Origin of the sequence: Paracoccus sp. DMF-8, assembly GCF_029309835.1 — a bacterium.
Taxonomy (GTDB): Bacteria; Pseudomonadota; Alphaproteobacteria; order Rhodobacterales; family Rhodobacteraceae; genus Paracoccus.
Map to the genome: position 1 here is coordinate 545587 of NZ_JARJHL010000010.1, position 17610 is coordinate 563196.

The following is a 17610-nucleotide window of genomic DNA, read 5'->3' on the forward strand; positions in this document are numbered from 1 at the left end:
CCGCATTCGCATATCGGCATGTCACACCCCGCTTGCCGGAATGCCCGCGCGTTCGATCGGGCGGGGCGAGGTCAGTTCTTTCCACGCTGACAGCGCGCGGTTGACGGCGGGGCGGGGTTCGCGGGCGACGAATTCGCCATGGCCTTCGGCGGCACGGATCTTGCCATCGCCCCAGCCAACCACGCCGCGCGACAGGGTGTAGCGGGGCAGGCCGCGCACATGTTTCCCCTCGAACACATTGTAATCAATGGCGCTTTGTTGGTCGCTGGCGCTGATGGTCTTTTCCGCCTCGGGGTCCCAGATGACCAGATCGGCATCCGATCCGATCAGCACCGCGCCCTTTTTCGGATACATGTTCAGGATCTTGGCGATATTGGTCGAGGTGACGGCGACGAATTCATTCGGCGTCAGCCGCCCCGTGCCCACCCCTTGTGTCCACAGCATCGGCATGCGGTCCTGCAACCCGCCCGTGCCATTCGGAATCTTGGTGAAATCGCCGATCCTGGTGCGCTTCTGCGCGGTCGTAAAGGCACAGTGATCGGTCGCGACGCAGGACAGGCTGCCCGCCTGCAACCCGGCCCACAGGCTGTTCTGATGTGCCTTGTCGCGAAACGGCGGCGACATGACGCGCCGCGCCGCATGGTCCCAATCGGGGTTGAAATATTCGCTTTCGTCCAGCGTCAGATGCTGGATCAGCGGCTCCCCCCAGACCCTTTGCCCTGCTGGCGGGCACGGCGGATCGCCTCGTGGCTGTCCTCGCAAGAGGTATGGACCACATACAGCGGCACGCCCGCCATATCGGCGATCATGATGGCGCGGTTCGTCGCCTCGCCCTCGACCTGAGGGGGGCGCGACCAGGCATGCGCCTCGGGGCCGGTATTGCCCTCGGCCAGCAGGCGGGCGGACAGTTCGGCCACGACATCGCCGTTTTCGGCATGGACCATCGCCAGCCCGCCCAAGTCGCCGACGCGGCGAAAGCTGGAAAACAGCTCGTCGTCATTGACCATCAAGGCGCCCTTATAGGCCATGAAATGCTTGAAACTGGTGATGCCGCGCTTCACCACGGTTTCCATCTCGTTGAAAACCTGTTCGCCCCACCAGGTCACCGCCATGTGATAGCTGTAGTCGCAATGCGCGCGGGACACCTTGTTGTCCCACATCTTCAGCGCATCCATCAGCCCCTGACCGGGCGAGGGCAGCGCGAAATCCACGACCATCGTCGTCCCCCCGGCCAGCGCCGCGCGGGTGCCGGATTCGAAATCATCGGCGGAATAGGTGCCCATGAAGGGCATTTCCAGATGGGTATGCGGGTCGATCCCACCCGGCATGACATAGCAGCCGGTCGCGTCCAGTTCGTTGTCGCCGGACAGGTTTTCGCCAATCGCGGCGATACGCCCGCTTTCGATCAGGATATCCGCCTTATAGGTCAGATCGGCGGTGACGATGGTTCCATTGCGGATGACGGTGGTGGACATCTTGGTTTCCCTGTTGGTTTCCGGCCGCTGTGTCGCGGCCTTGTTCGGGTCACAGAACGACGGCGGATTTCAGCACGGCATGCATCAGCACATCGGCCCCGGCGCGTGCCCATTCGGGGGTGATGTCTTCGGCCTCGTTATGGGACAGACCGTCCTTGCAGGGGCAGAAGATCATCGTCGTGGGCGCGACGCGGGCGGTCCAGCAGGCGTCGTGTCCCGCGCCCGAGATGATATCCATATGGCTGTAGCCCAGTTCCCCGGCGGCCTGCCGGACGTTTTCGACCAGTTCGGGGGTGAAGGTCACCGGGTCGAAATGGCCGACCGCCTCGATGTCGCAATCGACGCCCAGCTCGGCACAGATGCCCGGCGCGCGGGTTTCGATGGCGGCGCGCATCGCGTCCAGTTTCGCCTGTTCGGGACTGCGGATATCGACGGTAAAGATCACCTTGCCGGGCAGGACATTGCGGCTGTTGGGTGAAAACTTCATCTGGCCGACCCCGCCCACCGCGCCGGGCTGATGGGCGATTGCCACCTCTTGCACCATTTCCAGAATGCGCGCCATGGCAAGGCCCGCATTCACGCGCATGTCCATCGGGGTTGACCCCGTATGTGCCTCGCGCCCGGTCAGGGTGAATTCCAGCCACCACAAGCCCTGACCATGGGTGACGACGCCGATATCGCGACCCTCGGCCTCCAGAATCGGGCCTTGCTCGATGTGCAATTCGTAGCAGGCGTGCATCTTGCGCGCACCGACGGGTTCGTCGCCCCGCCAGCCGATGCGGGCCAGTTCGTCGCCGAAGGTCAGCCCCTCAAGGTCCTGACGCGCATAGGCATAATCCAGATCCAGCACCCCGGCAAAGACGCCCGAGGCCAGCATCGCGGGGGCAAAACGCGCCCCTTCCTCATTCGTCCAGTTGGTCAGGACGATGGGATGTTTCGTGCGGATGCCCAGATCGTTCAACGAGCGGATGACCTCCAGCCTCCCCAGAACGCCCAGCACGCCGTCATATTTGCCGCCCGTGGGCTGGGTATCCAGATGGCTGCCGATGTAGACGGGCAGGGCGTCGGGGTCTTCGCCCGGCCGGGTGGCGAACATCGTGCCCATCTGATCGACGCCCATGGTCAGGCCCGCAGCCTCGCACCATGTCTGAAACAGGGCGCGGCCCTGGGCATCGGCATCGGTCAGGGTCTGGCGGTTGTTGCCGCCCGCGATGCCCGGCCCGATCCGCGCCATCTCCATCAGACTGTCCCACAGCCGCGCGCCATCCACGCGGAAATTGGCAACCGTCTCGCCCGCCAAAGAGCCGTTTTCGCCCGTCATCTGTCGTCCTTCCTGTCTGACCGCCGCCTTCTGTCGGGCGGTCGGCTGAATGGGTCCGGTTCAGGTCATGGCCGTGGTGCGACACCTGTTGCGCGGCCCGGTCTGCTGCCCGCACTGCCACGCGCCACGGCGCGGGGGCGGCCAGTGGCGGGGGCCGGGGCGGGCAGGGCGGGTTTGCGGGCGCGTGCCATCACTCATGTCCTGAATTGTTGACCAAATGGTCAGGATCAGGCTAGCACGGGGCGAAAGTCAGTCGAGCGCCGCATGCGCGGCACATGGAAAGGGACGGCAACTGCATCGGTTTTGGGCATGACTGCGGCACCCCGGCAAGGCAGCCGCATCCAGCAAAAGAACCGCCGTGTGATCCTGCAGGCGGCGCTGAGCGAATTTTCGACGCGCGGATTCAACGGCACGACAATCGACCGGATTGCCGAAACCGCCAGCCTGTCAAAGCCGAATGTGCTGTATTATTTCCCCTCGAAAGAGGCGATTCACCTGCAACTTCTGGAAACGCATCTGGACCTGTGGCTGGACCCGCTGCGCGCGCTTTCGGCCACGGGCGAGCCGCGCGAGCAGATCATGGGCTATATGCGGCGCAAGCTGGACATGTCGCGCAACTATCCGCAGGAAAGCCGGCTTTTCGCCAATGAGGTCCTGCAGGGCGCCCCGCATCTGGAACGGATCATGGCGGGCGGGCTGCATGATCTGGTCGCTGAAAAGGCCGCGATCATCGCGGATTGGATCGCGCAGGGGCGGATCGCGGCGGTTGATCCGCATCACCTGATCATCTCGATCTGGGCGCTGACCCAGCATTATGCCGATTTCGAGGTTCAGGTCCGCGCCGTTCTGGGCCAGACCCGCGACCCCTTTGCCGAGGCAGAGCGGTTTCTGGACCACCTCTATTCCCGGATGCTGGCGCTTTAGCGCACCCGTCCGGGGGGCTATCGCGCGCCGTTGGTGGCGATTGCCGCAGACGGGATCATTCCCACTCGATCGTTCCCGGCGGTTTCGAGGTGATGTCATAGGTGCAGCGGTTGATTCCCTTGACCTCATTGATGATCCGTGTGGCGGTTTCGCCAAGGAAATCATGGGTAAAGGGGTAATAATCCGCAGTCATCCCATCGACCGAGGTGACGGCGCGCAGGGCGCAGGCGTAATCATAGGTGCGGCCGTCGCCCATCACGCCCACCGTGCGGACCGGCAGGATGGCGACGAAGGCTTGCCAGATATCGTCATACAGCCCGTGTTTGCGGATCTGGTCGATGAAGACGGCATCGGCCTGACGCAGGATATCCAGCTTTTCGCGGGTGACCTCGCCGGGGCAGCGGATCGCCAGACCGGGGCCGGGGAAGGGGTGGCGGCCGATGAACTTGTCGGGCAGGCCCAGTTCGCGGCCAAGGGCGCGGACCTCATCCTTGAACAGCTCGCGCAGCGGCTCGACCAGTTTCAGGCCCATCTTTTCGGGCAGGCCGCCGACATTGTGGTGGCTTTTGATCGTGACCGAAGGGCCGCCCGAAAAGCTGACCGATTCGATGACATCGGGGTAAAGCGTGCCCTGTGCCAGGAATTCAGCGCCGTCGATGTCATTGGCGTATTTCTGGAACACCTCGATGAACAGGCGACCGATGGTCTTGCGCTTGACCTCGGGGTCGGTGACGCCATCCAGCGCATCCAGAAACAGGTCGGATCTGTCGGCGTGGATCAGCGGGATGTTGTAATTGTCGCGGAACATGGTCACGACCTCTTCCGCCTCGTTCTGGCGCAACAGGCCGTGATCGACGAAAACGCAGGTCAACTGGTCGCCGATCGCCTCGTGGATCAGGACCGCCGCGACCGAACTGTCGACGCCGCCCGACAGACCACAGATCACCCGCCTGTCGCCGACCTGTTCGCGGATCTTGCGGATCGCTTCGGAACGATAGCTGGCCATGGTCCAGTCGCCGGTGAAACCCGCCATGCGGACAAAGTTTTCCAGCATGATCCGGCCGTGGGGCGTGTGATGCACCTCGGGGTGGAACTGGACGGCGTAGAAACCTTTGGCCTCATTGGCGATCATCGCATAGGGCGCGTTGGGCGAGGTCCCGATGACCTCGAAGCCCGGTGCCAGCTTGGTGACGCGGTCGCCGTGGCTCATCCAGACTTCTTCGCGGCCATCACCGAACAGGCCCGCGAAAATCCCGTCTCCGGTATGGCCGGGGGCGGGGGCGATGAAGGCGCGGCCATATTCGGCGTGATGGCCCGATTCGACGCGGCCGCCCAACTGTTCCATCATCACCTGCTGGCCATAGCAGATGCCGAACAGCGGCACGCCCATGGAAAACAGCGATTGCGGCACGCGGGGCGAGCCTTCCGCCGTGACAGAGGCCGGGCCGCCCGACAGGATCACCGCCCGGGGCGCGAATTTTTCAAGGAAATGCGCATCCACGGCGTTGAACGGGTGGATTTCGCAATAGACGTTCAGCTCGCGCAGGCGGCGCGCGATCAGCTGCGTCACCTGAGAGCCGAAATCAATGATAAGAAGGCGCTGATGCTGGGTCATGCCCCGGCTTTACGTCCCGCCGCGTCCTATAGCAAGAGCGCCAATCCGTCGCCTTAGCGCCAAAGTTCGGTCAGGACGGTCAGCGGGTCTTCGGCGGACCAGATTTCAGGGCCAAGCGCGATGAAATCGGTGACCGGGGCCAGGTCGGCGATCAGGGCAGGGGTCAGGGCACCTTCGGCGACGACGGGGACCTCGATCATCTCGGACCACCAGGCGAACAGCTCGTGATCGGCGATGTCGCCATGACCAAGCGCCGACTGGCCGCAAGGGCCGAAACAGACGTAATCGGCGCCCGCCTCGCCCGCGTTCAGCCCGTCATGGCGCGACTGGCCCGCATAGGCGCCGATGATCGCATCCGCCCCCAACTCTTTGCGGATATTGCGCAATTCCCGCAGGTTATGGGTCAGGTGGACGCCATCCAGACCGTGGCGCAGGGCAAGCTGCACGTGATCCTCGATCACCACGGCAACGTCGCGGGCATGGGCGATCTCGCGGGCCAGATCGGCGATGCGGCCCAGATCGGCCTCGGATCCGGCACCGGGGATGCGCAGGCAGGCGACGGGCAGGCGGTCCAGCACCTCGGCCAGCATGGGGCCAAGCGCCGAGGCAGAGGCACCGACCGGCGTGATCAGGTAAAGCTGCGGCGCGTTGGTCTGATCGGTCATGCTGTTTACCCCGGTTCGTTCGCTGTCATCACTTCTTTACAGGCAGATAGCGCAGGCGCGCGCGGCTTGCCAGTGGGCGTGGCAGGGGATATGCGCGCGGCATGGAACCTGTCGTCATTCTCGTGCGCCCGCAGATGGGCGAAAACATCGGCGCCGCCGCGCGCGCCATGCTGAACTTCGGCCTGACCGAAATGCGTCTGGTCGATCCCCGCGACGGCTGGCCCAATCCGCGCGCCATTGCCATGGCATCGGGCGCGGCGGGCAAGGTGCTGGATCACGCGCGGGTCTTTCCGACGCTGGCAGAGGCGATGTTCGATGTCGATTACGCCTATGCCACGACCGCGCGGGGGCGCGAGTTGACGAAACCCGTGCTGACGCCCGCGCAGGCGATGCAGGACGGGCGGGCGCGCACGGCGGCGGGCGGGCGGATCGCGCTGATATTCGGCCCCGAACGCGCGGGGCTGGAAAATGACGATGTGGCGCGGGCGAATGCGATCATCACCGTCCCGGTGAACCCGGATTTCCCGTCACTGAATCTGGCGCAGGCGGTGCTGCTGGTCGGTTACGAATGGTCGCGCGACGCGCTGCCGCCCGAACCCGCCCCCCACGGCCGCCGCCCGGATGGCGAGGCCACCGCCACGCGGATCGAGATCGAAAAGCTGGCCGATCACTGGGAGGAACGTCTGGACGCCGCCGGTTTCTTCTTTCCCGCCGAAAAGGCCCCGGCGATGAAGCTGACGCTGCGCAACCTGTGGTCGCGCCTGCCGTTGACCCGCGCCGACACCCGGATCTTTCACGGCATGCTGCGCCAGTTGATCCGCAAGGCCGATTAAAACCCCAAGATTGACCTTTCCCCCCGAAACGGCCAAGTTCCGCGCGTTATTCAGCAAGGACAGATCATGGCCAAGCGACCCGTCTTTCAAGAGGTCTCGGACGCGACCCCCCAACCCGCAGCAACCGCCGGAATGATCGACAGCGGACCCGTGGGCGCGCGCGGCGCGATCCGGGTCTGGCTGATCGTGCTGTTCGTGCTGGTCGTGGCGATGATCGCGCTTGGCGGGGCGACGCGGCTGACCGGGTCGGGCCTGTCGATCACCGAATGGAAACCCGTCACCGGGGCGATTCCGCCGATGGATCCGGCGGCATGGGATGCGGAATTCGCGAAATACCAGCAGATCCCGCAGTTCAGCGAAGTGAACCCGACGATGACCGTCGATGAGTTCAAATGGATCTATTACTGGGAATGGTCGCATCGCCTGCTGGGCCGCCTGATCGGGCTGGTCTGGGCGGTGGGCTTCGTGGGTTTTGCCGCGACGCGCCGTATTCCGACCGGCTGGACGCCGCGCCTGCTGGGGCTGGGCCTGTTGGGCGGGGCGCAGGGCGCGATCGGCTGGTGGATGGTCAGTTCGGGGCTTGGCAATGACATGATCCGGGTGGCCTCCTATCGGCTGGCGATCCATCTGGGGCTGGCATTCGCCATTCTGGGGCTGATCGCCTGGTATGCGCTGCTGCTTGGCTGGACCGAGGCGCAGCTTCTGCGTGCCCGCCGCGCGGGCGAGGGTAAGCTGTTTCGCATGACCACCGGGCTGATGCATCTGGCATTCGTCCAGATCCTGTATGGCGCGCTGGTCGCCGGGATCGACGCCGGGCGGCAGTTCACCGGCTGGCCGCAGATGGGCGGAGAATGGTTCCCTGCGACTGCTTTTGACCTGACACCTATCTGGCATAATTTCTTTGAAAACGCGGGGCTTGTGCAGTTCATCCACCGCATGATCGGCTATCTGGTCGCGATTTTCGCCGTGGTCGTCTGGCTGCGCGCGCGGCGCTCGCCCCATGCGGTGACGCGCGGCGCCTACAGCCTGATGCTGGCGATGGTCGCGTTGCAGGTGGTGCTGGGGATCATGAATGTCGTCCATGCCTCGCCCCTGCATCTGGCGCTGACCCATCAGGTCGGGGCGGTGGCCCTGTTCACGCTGATCATTCGCGCCCGCTTCAATGCGTGCTATCCTTATGAAACCTCGGTCAGGGGGACCATCCGATGAGCGCTTTCGACGATCTGCTTGCCTTCCAGCGCCAGACAGAGGCGCTGGCCTCGGTCGCGGGGCGTTTGGGTTGGGATCAGGAAACGGTCATGCCGCGCGGCGCGACCGAACAGCGGGCCGAGGAAATGGCCGCGATGGAATCGGTGCTGCACGAACGCCGCACCGATCCGCGCATCGGCGAATGGCTGGATGCCGCCGAACCCCGCACCGAAGTCGAGGAACGCATCACCGCCCTGATCACCCGCGATTTCCGCCGCGCGACCCGCATTCCCGCGCGACTGGCGACCGAAATTGCCCGCGTCACATCGCTGTCGCAAGGGATCTGGGCCGATGCCCGCGCCAAGGAGGCCCCGGCCGAGTTCCTGCCGACGCTGCATGACGTGCTGGCCCTGAGGCGCGAAGAAGCGGCCTGTCTGGCCGATGGCGGCGATCTGTATGATGCGTTGCTGGACGATTACGAACCGGGCGCGACACAGGCGCAGATCGCCACGCTGTTCGACGCCATGCGCCCGCGTCTGGTCGAATTGCGCGATGATATTCTGGGTGCCGATTACCAGCCCGTGCCTCTGTCGGGCGATTTCCCGCAGAAAACCCAGTTGCGTCTGGCCCGGACCTGCGCCACGGCATTCGGTTATGACTGGAGGCGCGGCCGGATGGATCTGGCCGTCCACCCCTTCAGTTCGGGGCGTTGGCAGGACAGCCGCATCACCACCCGCGTTGTCGAAACCGACCCGTTCAACTGCCTGTATTCGACCATCCACGAGGTCGGCCATTCCAGCTACGAGCTTGGGATCGACGAGGATTACGCCTTTACGCCGCTTGGCGCCGGGGTGTCGATGGGCGTCCATGAAAGCCAGAGCCGCATCTATGAAAACCAGATGGGCCGGGGCCGCGCCTTTACCGGCTGGCTGTTCCAGCGCATGTCCGATGCCTTTGACGGGATCGACATTGCCGATGCCGAAGCCTTCTATGCGACGGTGAACCGGGTCACGCCGGGCTTTATCCGCACCGAATCGGACGAGGTCCAATATAACCTGCACATCATGATGCGCTTTGATCTGGAACGTGATCTGGTTTCGGGCCGTCTGGACGTCAACGACCTGGAAGAGGCGTGGAACACCCGCTTTCAGCGCGATTTCGGCGTGGCGGTGGACCGTCCGGCGAATGGCGTCCTGCAAGATGTCCATTGGGCGGTGGGCCTGTTCGGCTATTTCCCGACCTATGCGCTTGGCAATGTCTATGCGGGCTGCCTGAATGTGGCGCTGCGCGAGGCCGTGCCCGATCTGGACGCGGCGCTGGCGCAGGGCGATGCGGGTCCGGGCGTCGAATGGCTGCGCGAAAACCTGCAACGCCACGGCGCGCTTTACGAACCGCGCGCCCTGATCGAAGGCGCGACCGGCGCGGCGATTTCCGAAGCGCCGCTGCTGGATTATCTGGAAACCAAATTCCGCGACATCTACCGGCTTTAGCCGGAACGGGAGGTCAGGCGCAGCCTGATCCCGTCTTTTCCGCGCAGGGTCAGCCGCATGACCGGGACGGGGCGGCTGTCGCCCGGCGCGATCCGGCAGGCGGCGATGATCGCCGACAGCAGCAATGGCCCCTCGATCATCGCGAAACCGGCGCCCGGACAGACGCGCGGGCCCGAGGAAAAGGGGATAAAGGCCTTTCGCTGGCAGGTCTTGCCGTTTTCGCTGTCCCAACGATCCGGGTCGAAACCGTCGGGATTGTCCCAAAGCCGTTCATGGCGATGCAGGTGAAAGGGCGAAATCACCAGTTGCGCCCCCTTGGGCGCGGGGCGGTCGCGCAGGGTTTCGGCATGGGCGCATTCGCGCACCGTCATCGCGACGGGGGGATACAGCCGCAGGGCCTCTCGAAAGACGGCGCGGGCGGCGTTCAGATTGCGCATGTCGGCAAAATCGCGCGCCGTGCCTTCGGCCAGAATGCGGTCCTGCCATTCGGGATGTTCGGCCAGCAGGAACAAGGCCCATGCCAGCGCCGAGGCGGCCGTTTCATGACCCGCAAGGAAAAATGTCGCGACCTCGTCGATCATTTCGGCGCGGGTAAAGGTCTCGCCGGTTTCGGGGTCGGGCGTCGTCATGATCTTGGTCGCCAGATCGGGGGGAGCATCGCCCGACGAAATGCGTTCCTGCCGCGCCGCAACCAACTGGCCGATCAGGTCGCGGATCCGCGCCGCGCTGCGTTTCGTGCGGCGCGAATGGAAATGCAGCCAGCGCGGCAGCGTCAGCAGCCCGCCCGCGTTCACCATCGGCTGACTGTCCTGATGGTCGCGAAAGGCGGCAAAGACCTGCGCCGCGATCCGGTCCTGGATCGGGATCGAAAACAGCGTGCGAAAGATCACATCGGCGGCCAGATGGCTGGTCTGCGGCTCGATGTCGATGTCTTGACCATCGGCCAGCGCCAGCAGGCGTGCGGCGCCCGCATCCGACGCGGCCAGCATGGCGGCAAAGCTTTGACGCAGGCGGCCACGTTCGAATGCGGGGTCGATGATGCGGCGCTGGTGGCGCCATGTCTCGCCATTGGAAATAAAGCTGGAATTGCCCAATAGCGGCGTCAGACCGGCGGCCATGCGGGGTGATTTCGGGAAATCCATCGGGCGCCGGCGCAGGATCAGATCGACCAGTTTCGGGTCGTTGCAGGTAAAGCTGTGGATGAACGGCCCACGGAATTCCGCCATCCATGCGCGATACAGCCGCGCCGATTGGGCCGACAGGATGTCGCTGCGAAAATCGCGGACGAACCTGCGGACCGAGGCCTTGCCGGTCCGCGCCGCGGGTTTCGGCGGAATCATGGCGCCACCGTCACATGGCGGTTCGCGGGCGTGGTGATGCGCCCCGGCGAATGGGGGCGGTCCGCGTAACGCTGCGCCAGCGTCAGCGGCCCGGCGGTGATCGCGAAATAATCGTAGTCCCGCACCCGGTCGAAGGCGCAAAGATATTGGAAATGCAGCCGGAACCAGCGCCATTTCAGGCTTTTCAGCCGCGCCGGGCTGAGCGACAGGGTAAAGGCCGCCGAGATGACCAGCGGCCAGCACTGGCCCTCTGGCGCGACGCCCGACACGGCGACCGGATCGCACAGGCCAAAGGAACAGGCGTCGCCCGGCGCGGTGACATCGACCCAGGTGATGCGGTCGCTGACCGACAGATCGCGCAGGTCGCGCCGCAGCCGGTCGGCGCGGGGCAGAAAGCTGGCCATCGGCACGACATGGCCAAGCGTCAGCAGCGACAGGTTGGCGCCGGCGGGAATGCGGCCCGCGCGTTGCAGATCGGCCAGAACCGACACCGCCAGATAGGCGCCCGAGGAATGGCCGACGACCAGAACCTCATCCCAACCGTCTTGCAGAACCTGCGCGATGCGGTCGGTGAAGCGGTTGATCCGGGTCTCCAGCGCGGGGGGATAGGCACCGCCGTTCTGCGCGGTAAAGGCATAATCATGCATCAGGTAATAGGCAAAGAACCGGCCATCCAGCCGCTGCCACAGCCGCAGCGTGGCCCATGTCACGGCCAGAAACACCGGCAGCGCCAGCCACCAGCCCCAAGGCGCGACATGCGCGCCGATCCAGCCGGCAGCCACCCCGGCCAGCGCCCCGAGGCTGAGCGCCAGCAGCAGTTGCAGCCCCAACACCACCACCGGGTAAAGCGCCGCAATCACCGGGCCGCGCCGCAGGCGCATCAGCCGCAACAGCGCCCCCGAGCCAAGATAGGCCCATGCCGTGCGGACCAGCTGGCCATAGGTCGCGGCAATCGAATGCCCCATCGAATCCTGCACGATATCGGCCCAGATCAGCACCTCGAATTCCGACTGCGCCTGAGCGCCATCGCCGAAATCGCCCGTGACGCCCCAGCCAAAGCCGCTGCGGTCCTGTCTTGCGCCGAAGTCCAGCCGATAGCCGGAAATACCCGCCTGCGCCGCGCCCTCGCGCTTGTAAAGCTCGCGGTAGCGGCGGGGCGGGATCGGGTCATAGCCCGGAATATACAGGATTCTGCGTCGAAAAGGGGGCGCCATGCAAGCCAGTCCGGCCATTCTTTGCGCCAGCATAATCATATCGGCGGGGCGGGCAAGGCTGCGCTGAATATATATGCCGGATCAACGGCTTCGCCAGCGGCTTTCCAGCTTTTCGATGGCGGCGATGCGGGCCTCGGCCGGGGGATGGGACAGAAACCAGACCGGACCGGCCGAACCGCCCCCGGTCAGGCCGGGCAGTTTGCGAAACAGGCTTTTCTGCGGCCCGGTCCCCAGACCGGCCTTGATCATCAGGGCGCTGGCGAAGGCGTCCGCCTCGTATTCGTCCTGACGCGACAGGCGGGCGGCGATGGCGGTGGCGACCAGATTGGCGACCCATGGGCCGAAAAACGGCACGAAACGCAGGAATGTCCCAAGCGCGACACGGATCGCATTCTGGCCCGCAAAGTCGATCATCCGGCGCCGCGCATGGCCGTGGGCGACGTGGCCCAGCTCATGCGCGATGACCGATGCCAGTTCCGCCTCGGTGACCTTGCCCTCGTCCAGCTTGTCGATAAAGCCGCGCGTCAGGAAAATCCGCCCATCCGGCGCGGCAAGACCGTTGACCGGCGCGACTTCGTAGACATGGGCGCTGATGGTTTTCAGATCCATCGCGGCGCCAAGCCGGTTCAGCATCGGCACCAGCCGGGGATGGGTCAGCGGCGTCGATTTCGTCGCCAGTTCCTGCCGCAACCGCCACGAGGAAAAGAACCACATGGCGGCCAGATACAGGACCAGCAGGATGATCGGCAAAAAGCGCATCATATCCTGAATATCGGGACGGGGCCGGGGCGCGTCAACCGCCTAGCCCAGAAGTTTCATCGCCTGCGTCAGCCCCTGCAGCGTCAGGGGCGCCATCCGCCCGTCAAAGACCTGACCGATCATCTGGATCGAGCGGGTCTGGTCCCAATATTGCCGTGGCACCGGGTTCAGCCAGACATTGTCGGGCCATGTCTCCCGGGCGCGGCGCAGCCACAGTTCGCCGGGTTCGGGGTTCCAATGTTCGTTGGCGCCGCCGGGCGCCACGATCTCATAGGGCGACATGGATGCGTCGCCGACGAATATCGCCTTGTAATCCCTGCCAAAACGGTTCAGCACATCCCATGTCGGGATGGTTTCGTTCCAGCGGCGGCGGTTGTCCTTCCACACGGCTTCGTAAAGGCAGTTGTGGAAATAGAAATGCTCCAGATGCTTGAATTCGGCGCGGGCTGCGGAAAACAATTCGTCCAGCAGCCTTGTGTGATCGTCCATTGATCCGCCGACATCCAGAAACAGCAGCACCTTGACGGCATTGTGGCGTTCGGGCCGGGTTTTCACGTCGATATAGCCATGTTCGGCGCTGGAACGGATGGTGCCGGGCAGGTCCAGTTCCTCGGCCGCGCCGTGGCGGGCCCATTGGCGCAGGCGTTTCAGCGCCACCTTGATATTGCGCGTGCCCAGTTCGACCCGGTCGTCGAAGTCGCGGAATTCGCGCTTGTCCCAGACCTTGACGGCGCGGCGATGGCGGCTTTCGTGTTGGCCGATGCGCACGCCTTCGGGGTTGTAGCCATAGGCGCCAAAGGGCGAGGTCCCGGCCGTGCCGATCCATTTGTTGCCGCCCTGATGGCGGCCCTGCTGTTCGGCCAGCCGCTCGCGCAGGCGCTTCATCAATTCGTCGAAACTGCCCGCGCCTTGGATTTCGGCGCGTTCTTCGGGCGTCAGGAATTTCTCGGCCAGTTTTTCCAGCCAGTCGCGGGGGATCTCGCGTTCTTCCAGCAGGGATTCGATCGGAACCTGTTCGATGCCCGCGAAACTTTCGGCAAAGGCACGATCGAAACGGTCGATATGGGATCTGTCCTTTACCAGCGTGGCGCGGGCAAGGTGGTAGAAATCATCGACCGACCAATCCGACAGGCCCGCCTGCATCCCGGCCAGCAGGTCCAGATATTCCCGCAGACTGGCCGGAACTCCGTGGCGGCGCAGGCTGGACAGGAAGGGGCGGAACATCAGACCATCCGGTCGATGAAGACGGTCAGCAGCAGGCCGATGATGGCAAAGGCCAGCGCAAAGGCCAGCGCATATTGCACCTGATCGGCGCGGTTGCCGTTCAGCCTGCGGGCGCGGACAAAGCCGTAAAGGCCACCAAGAACAAGGGTCGCGATGATAATCATGCCCTTGGGTTACCCCATCGCCCGCGCGGGGAAAAGGCCGGATTGCGGGGCGTTTGCGCGCCCGATTGCCGCGCTGCGGTTTTGTCGCATGACCGTGACGGCGCCACTTGAACGGCAGGGACAGGGGCGCTACCTTGGTTGCAACTTCAAATCGGAGGGCGTGTCCATGACGCCCAAGCGTCCTGCGGGTGCGGACGCGTTCCCGAATCCAACGGTTGAGCCTTTCGTCACCCGCCCAACCGAGGAGGGCGAGCTTTATGCCGCGCTCGATCTCGGCACCAACAGTTGCCGGATGCTGATTGCCCGTCCGAAGGGCAGTCAGTTTCAGGTCGTCGACAGTTTTTCCAAGCCGGTCCAGCTGGGGCACGGTCTGGAAGCGTCTGGCCGTTTGTCGCGGTCGTCGATGTCGCGCACGGTCCATGCCTTGCAGGTCTGCAAGCGCAAGCTCGAAGCGCATAAGGTCCGCCACATGCGGCTTGTCGCGACCGAGGCCTGCCGTCGCGCGCGCAACAGCCGCGATTTCATGCGGATGATCCGGCGCGAAACCGGGCTGCCGATCGAGGTCATCGGCGCCGAAGAAGAGGCGCGGCTGGCCGTCATCTCCTGCGCGCCGCTGGTCAGCCGGCAGACCGAACAGCTTTTGGTCGTCGATATCGGCGGCGGCTCGACCGAACTGGTCTGGATCGACCTCGAGGACGCGCCGCTGGCCGAACGGTCCCGCGCGATCATGCGCCTGGCCGATGGTTTCGACAAACCCCAGCCCGGCGGCGCGCGGGTCGTGGACTGGATCAGCGTGCCTCTGGGCGTCGCGACGCTGCGCGACCAGTTCGAGGATGTCGAGGACGATCAGGGCCGTTTCGCCCTGATGTCCTGGCATTTCGAGGAAATGCTGCAGAATTTCGCGCCCTATGTGAACGCGGGCGCGCCGGATGACGGTTTCCAGATCATCGGCACATCGGGCACGGTCACGACCGTCGCGGCCAGCCATCTGGGGCTGCGTCGCTATGACCGCACCAAGGTCGACGGGCTGACCATGACCACCGCCCAGATTGACCGGGTGATCCGCGATTATCTGCTGCTTGGCCCCGAGGGGCGGCGCAACGACCCGCGCATCGGGCGCGAACGCCATGCGCTGATCATGTCCGGGGTCGCGATCCTGCAGACCCTGATGCGGGTCTGGCCGACCTCGAAACTGTCGGTTGCGGATCGCGGTCTGCGCGAGGGTATTCTATATTCGCAAATGGTCAGGGACGGCGTGCTTGTCCCTGACAGTCTGAACGGGGTTGCCTGATGGCCAATAATGACAAGCCGGGCGGCAGCCGCACCGGCAAGGGAAGTTCGGGGCGCGGTCAGCGCGACCTGCGGGTGCGGGTCAAGACCGCCAAGGGGCGCAAGCTGTCCAGTACGCTCTGGCTGGAACGGCAGTTGAACGACCCCTATGTCGCCCGCGCCCGGCGCGAGGGTTATCGCGGTCGTGCGGCCTACAAGATTCTGGAACTGGACGACAAATACCGTTTCCTCGTGCCCGGTGCGCGGGTCGTCGACCTGGGTTGTGCGCCGGGGGGCTGGTGTCAGGTGGCCGTGGGCCGCGTCAATGCGCTTGGCGAAAAATCCGGCAAAAAGGTCGGCCGGGTGCTGGGCGTCGATCTGCAAGAGGTCGAACCGATCGCCGGGGCGGAAATCCATCAGCTGGATTTCCTGTCCGATGATGCCGATGCCAGGGTCAAGGAATGGCTGGGCGGCACGGCGGATGTGGTGATGTCGGACATGGCTGCCGCGTCGTCCGGCCACAAGGGGACGGACCACCTGCGCATCGTGGCCCTGGTCGAGGCGGCGGCCCAATTCGCCTTTGACGTGCTGGAGCCGGGCGGCACCTTTGTCGCCAAGGTTCTGGCGGGGGGCGCGGAAAACGAAATGCAGGCCATGCTGAAGCGCAATTTCCGCAAGGTCGCCAATGTGAAACCGCCGGCCAGCCGTTCCGATCTGTCCGAGAAATTCGTGGTCGCGCAGGGGTTCCGCGGCCGTGTCACGGATGAGATGACCGAAGAAACAGAGGAATAGCGGCGGCGGGCTGTCGGCACGCCGTCCCGTTCGCCGCAAATCCGGAAAATCCATGCCGCATTTCGCCATGTAAAAGCGCAGACATTCGGAAAACACCGGTTTCATGATGTGCGATGGCTGGCGGGATACGCGCCTTTCGACAGAGATTCCGGTCCCGACGGGTGGGCCGTCATCAATGACACCGACGGGGCAAAATGACTCTGACGGGCCGGACGTGGGGTCAGAACCAGTCCGGCGCACTCTCTGGCGACCGGCGCGGGGCGTTCATCAGCACGAAATCCTCTGGTCCCCGTCCGGTCGCGGCGATGAAGGCGCGTTTCATATGGGACAGGCCGACATAGCCCAGCCTGACCGCGATTTCGGCGGGGCTGGCACGGCGCTCTTTCAGCAGGGTGACGGCGCGTTCCAGCCGCAGGTCATACATCAGATCCAGCGCCGAACGGCCCCGCGCTGCACGGCAGGCGCGGTCCAGCATCCCGATGGTGACGCCCAGTTCCTGCGCGAGATCGCCAAGCGTCGGGGCGTTTTCCATTTCGCGCTGCACCAGCCGCATGAATCTGTCGGTCAGGGGACGGGCGTTGCGGGAATGGGCCGGGGACCGGGCATCGGGCTGCGGCGCCTCCTGCAGCCGCGACAGGGTCAGGGAAAGCTGGTTCAACTGCTGCCCGGCAAGGCCCAGCAGGGCGCTGTCGCGCAGCATGCCCATGGTCGAAAGCCGGGCGATCGCATGGCCGATCCTTGCCCCATCCTCATCCGAGGGGCGGCCGCTGACGATGCCATCGGGCAGGATCGTGCCCAGCTTGCGCACCAGTGCCGCCGGAACCGCCAGCACATCGCCCCGCACCTCTGACAGGTGCAGCAGCGAAAAGGCGGTGCCAAGCGGAATGAAGGTCAGCGTATCGGCCTGCAACAGCCGGTCAAGGCGCGGCTGTTCCAACCGCAGGCTGCCCGAGGTGACATGAATCAGCAGGTGGTCGGGCCAGACCCTTGGCGCGCTGGCCCGCCCGATCCCGCGCCCGGTGCCCCGGATCGCGCCGCCCCAGGTGAAACCCGCCAGCGGGAAATGGGCCAGCCTGCCGTGGTGCCGGTCCGGGCGGATCGAAAACGGTGGATCGCGATGGGGCGGGACAAGGCTGTTCGCCACCAGAGCCAGAGGCGCAGATCCGCTGTCAGCGGCGCGCGGGTCGCGTTGACCGGGGCGCAGGATCTGCCCTTCGGCGATGCGCGCGCGGCGCAGGCGTTGCATCATGGGATCGTCGCGGGACGCAATTCGTTCGCGTAAAATCCATTGGGGTAACGAGTTATTCGTTAAAACGACGTCGTCCATTCTGATCGGT

General features: G+C 64.8%; 15 protein-coding genes and 1 pseudogene. 6 read left to right on the forward strand and 10 right to left on the reverse strand.

What is annotated here, in order from left to right:
• Positions 1 to 21: 21 nt before the first annotated feature.
• Positions 22 to 1475: pseudogene (gene hydA / locus PE067_RS09955) on the reverse strand (dihydropyrimidinase).
• Between the two features lie 49 nt (positions 1476 to 1524).
• On the reverse strand, positions 1525 to 2796 hold the full coding sequence (locus tag PE067_RS09960; RefSeq protein ID WP_276189244.1) for a Zn-dependent hydrolase: 1272 nt from the start codon (positions 2794 to 2796) through the stop codon (positions 1525 to 1527).
• Positions 2797 to 3105: 309 nt separating this feature from the next.
• On the opposite strand from PE067_RS09960, the gene PE067_RS09965 reads away from it, so the two are divergent.
• Entirely contained in the window at positions 3106 to 3720 is a 615-nt protein-coding gene (locus tag PE067_RS09965) for a TetR family transcriptional regulator C-terminal domain-containing protein (RefSeq protein WP_276189245.1), read from the forward strand.
• A 55-nt stretch (positions 3721 to 3775) separates the two neighbouring features.
• Here the strand turns inward: PE067_RS09965 and guaA are convergent, their stop codons facing one another.
• Both guaA and PE067_RS09975 read right to left on the reverse strand, forming a co-directional pair.
• Positions 3776 to 5335 (reverse strand): glutamine-hydrolyzing GMP synthase, encoded by a 1560-nt coding sequence (gene guaA, locus PE067_RS09970; RefSeq protein WP_276189246.1) that lies wholly within the window; start codon positions 5333 to 5335, stop codon positions 3776 to 3778.
• Positions 5336 to 5388: 53 nt separating this feature from the next.
• Positions 5389 to 6000: a thiamine phosphate synthase gene (locus PE067_RS09975; RefSeq protein ID WP_276189247.1), complete on the reverse strand. Its 612-nt coding sequence runs from the start codon at positions 5998 to 6000 to the stop codon at positions 5389 to 5391.
• Positions 6001 to 6101: 101 nt separating this feature from the next.
• Here PE067_RS09975 and PE067_RS09980 point away from each other — a divergent pair, with 101 nt between their 5' ends.
• From PE067_RS09980 to PE067_RS09990, 3 genes are all read left to right on the forward strand, one after another.
• Positions 6102 to 6833 carry an RNA methyltransferase gene (locus tag PE067_RS09980; protein ID WP_276189248.1) on the forward strand — a complete coding sequence of 244 codons (732 nt, stop codon included), beginning with the start codon at positions 6102 to 6104 and terminating at the stop codon, positions 6831 to 6833.
• A 66-nt stretch (positions 6834 to 6899) separates the two neighbouring features.
• The gene (gene ctaA / locus PE067_RS09985; protein WP_276189249.1) at positions 6900 to 8042 is read left to right on the forward strand and encodes a heme A synthase; all 1143 of its coding nucleotides are present in this window, start codon (positions 6900 to 6902) and stop codon (positions 8040 to 8042) included.
• On the forward strand, positions 8039 to 9511 hold the full coding sequence (locus tag PE067_RS09990; RefSeq protein WP_276189250.1) for a carboxypeptidase M32: 1473 nt from the start codon (positions 8039 to 8041) through the stop codon (positions 9509 to 9511). The genes ctaA and PE067_RS09990 overlap by 4 nt, the downstream gene beginning before the upstream one ends.
• On the opposite strand, the gene PE067_RS09995 is transcribed toward PE067_RS09990, so the two are convergent.
• From PE067_RS09995 to PE067_RS10015, 5 genes are all read right to left on the reverse strand, one after another.
• Positions 9508 to 10851 carry a cytochrome P450 gene (locus PE067_RS09995; protein WP_276189251.1) on the reverse strand — a complete coding sequence of 448 codons (1344 nt, stop codon included), beginning with the start codon at positions 10849 to 10851 and terminating at the stop codon, positions 9508 to 9510. The genes PE067_RS09990 and PE067_RS09995 overlap by 4 nt on opposite strands.
• A complete protein-coding gene (locus tag PE067_RS10000; RefSeq protein ID WP_276189252.1) occupies positions 10848 to 12065 on the reverse strand; it encodes a hypothetical protein in 1218 nt (405 codons plus the stop codon). Before PE067_RS10000 ends, PE067_RS09995 begins: the two co-directional genes overlap by 4 nt.
• Positions 12066 to 12146: 81 nt before the next feature.
• On the reverse strand, positions 12147 to 12827 hold the full coding sequence (locus PE067_RS10005) for a M48 family metallopeptidase (protein ID WP_276189253.1): 681 nt from the start codon (positions 12825 to 12827) through the stop codon (positions 12147 to 12149).
• 39 nt (positions 12828 to 12866) lie between these two features.
• A complete protein-coding gene (locus tag PE067_RS10010) occupies positions 12867 to 14048 on the reverse strand; it encodes a VWA domain-containing protein (RefSeq protein ID WP_276189254.1) in 1182 nt (393 codons plus the stop codon).
• The gene (locus PE067_RS10015; RefSeq protein WP_276189255.1) at positions 14048 to 14212 is read right to left on the reverse strand and encodes a hypothetical protein; all 165 of its coding nucleotides are present in this window, start codon (positions 14210 to 14212) and stop codon (positions 14048 to 14050) included. The genes PE067_RS10010 and PE067_RS10015 overlap by 1 nt, the downstream gene beginning before the upstream one ends.
• Before the next feature lie 166 nt (positions 14213 to 14378).
• Here PE067_RS10015 and PE067_RS10020 point away from each other — a divergent pair, with 166 nt between their 5' ends.
• Positions 14379 to 15503 carry a Ppx/GppA phosphatase family protein gene (locus tag PE067_RS10020; RefSeq protein ID WP_276189256.1) on the forward strand — a complete coding sequence of 375 codons (1125 nt, stop codon included), beginning with the start codon at positions 14379 to 14381 and terminating at the stop codon, positions 15501 to 15503.
• Positions 15503 to 16273 (forward strand): RlmE family RNA methyltransferase, encoded by a 771-nt coding sequence (locus PE067_RS10025; RefSeq protein WP_276189257.1) that lies wholly within the window; start codon positions 15503 to 15505, stop codon positions 16271 to 16273. Before PE067_RS10020 ends, PE067_RS10025 begins: the two co-directional genes overlap by 1 nt.
• Before the next feature lie 220 nt (positions 16274 to 16493).
• On the opposite strand, the gene PE067_RS10030 is transcribed toward PE067_RS10025, so the two are convergent.
• Positions 16494 to 17519: an AraC family transcriptional regulator gene (locus PE067_RS10030; RefSeq protein WP_276189258.1), complete on the reverse strand. Its 1026-nt coding sequence runs from the start codon at positions 17517 to 17519 to the stop codon at positions 16494 to 16496.
• Positions 17520 to 17610: the final 91 nt, after the last annotated feature.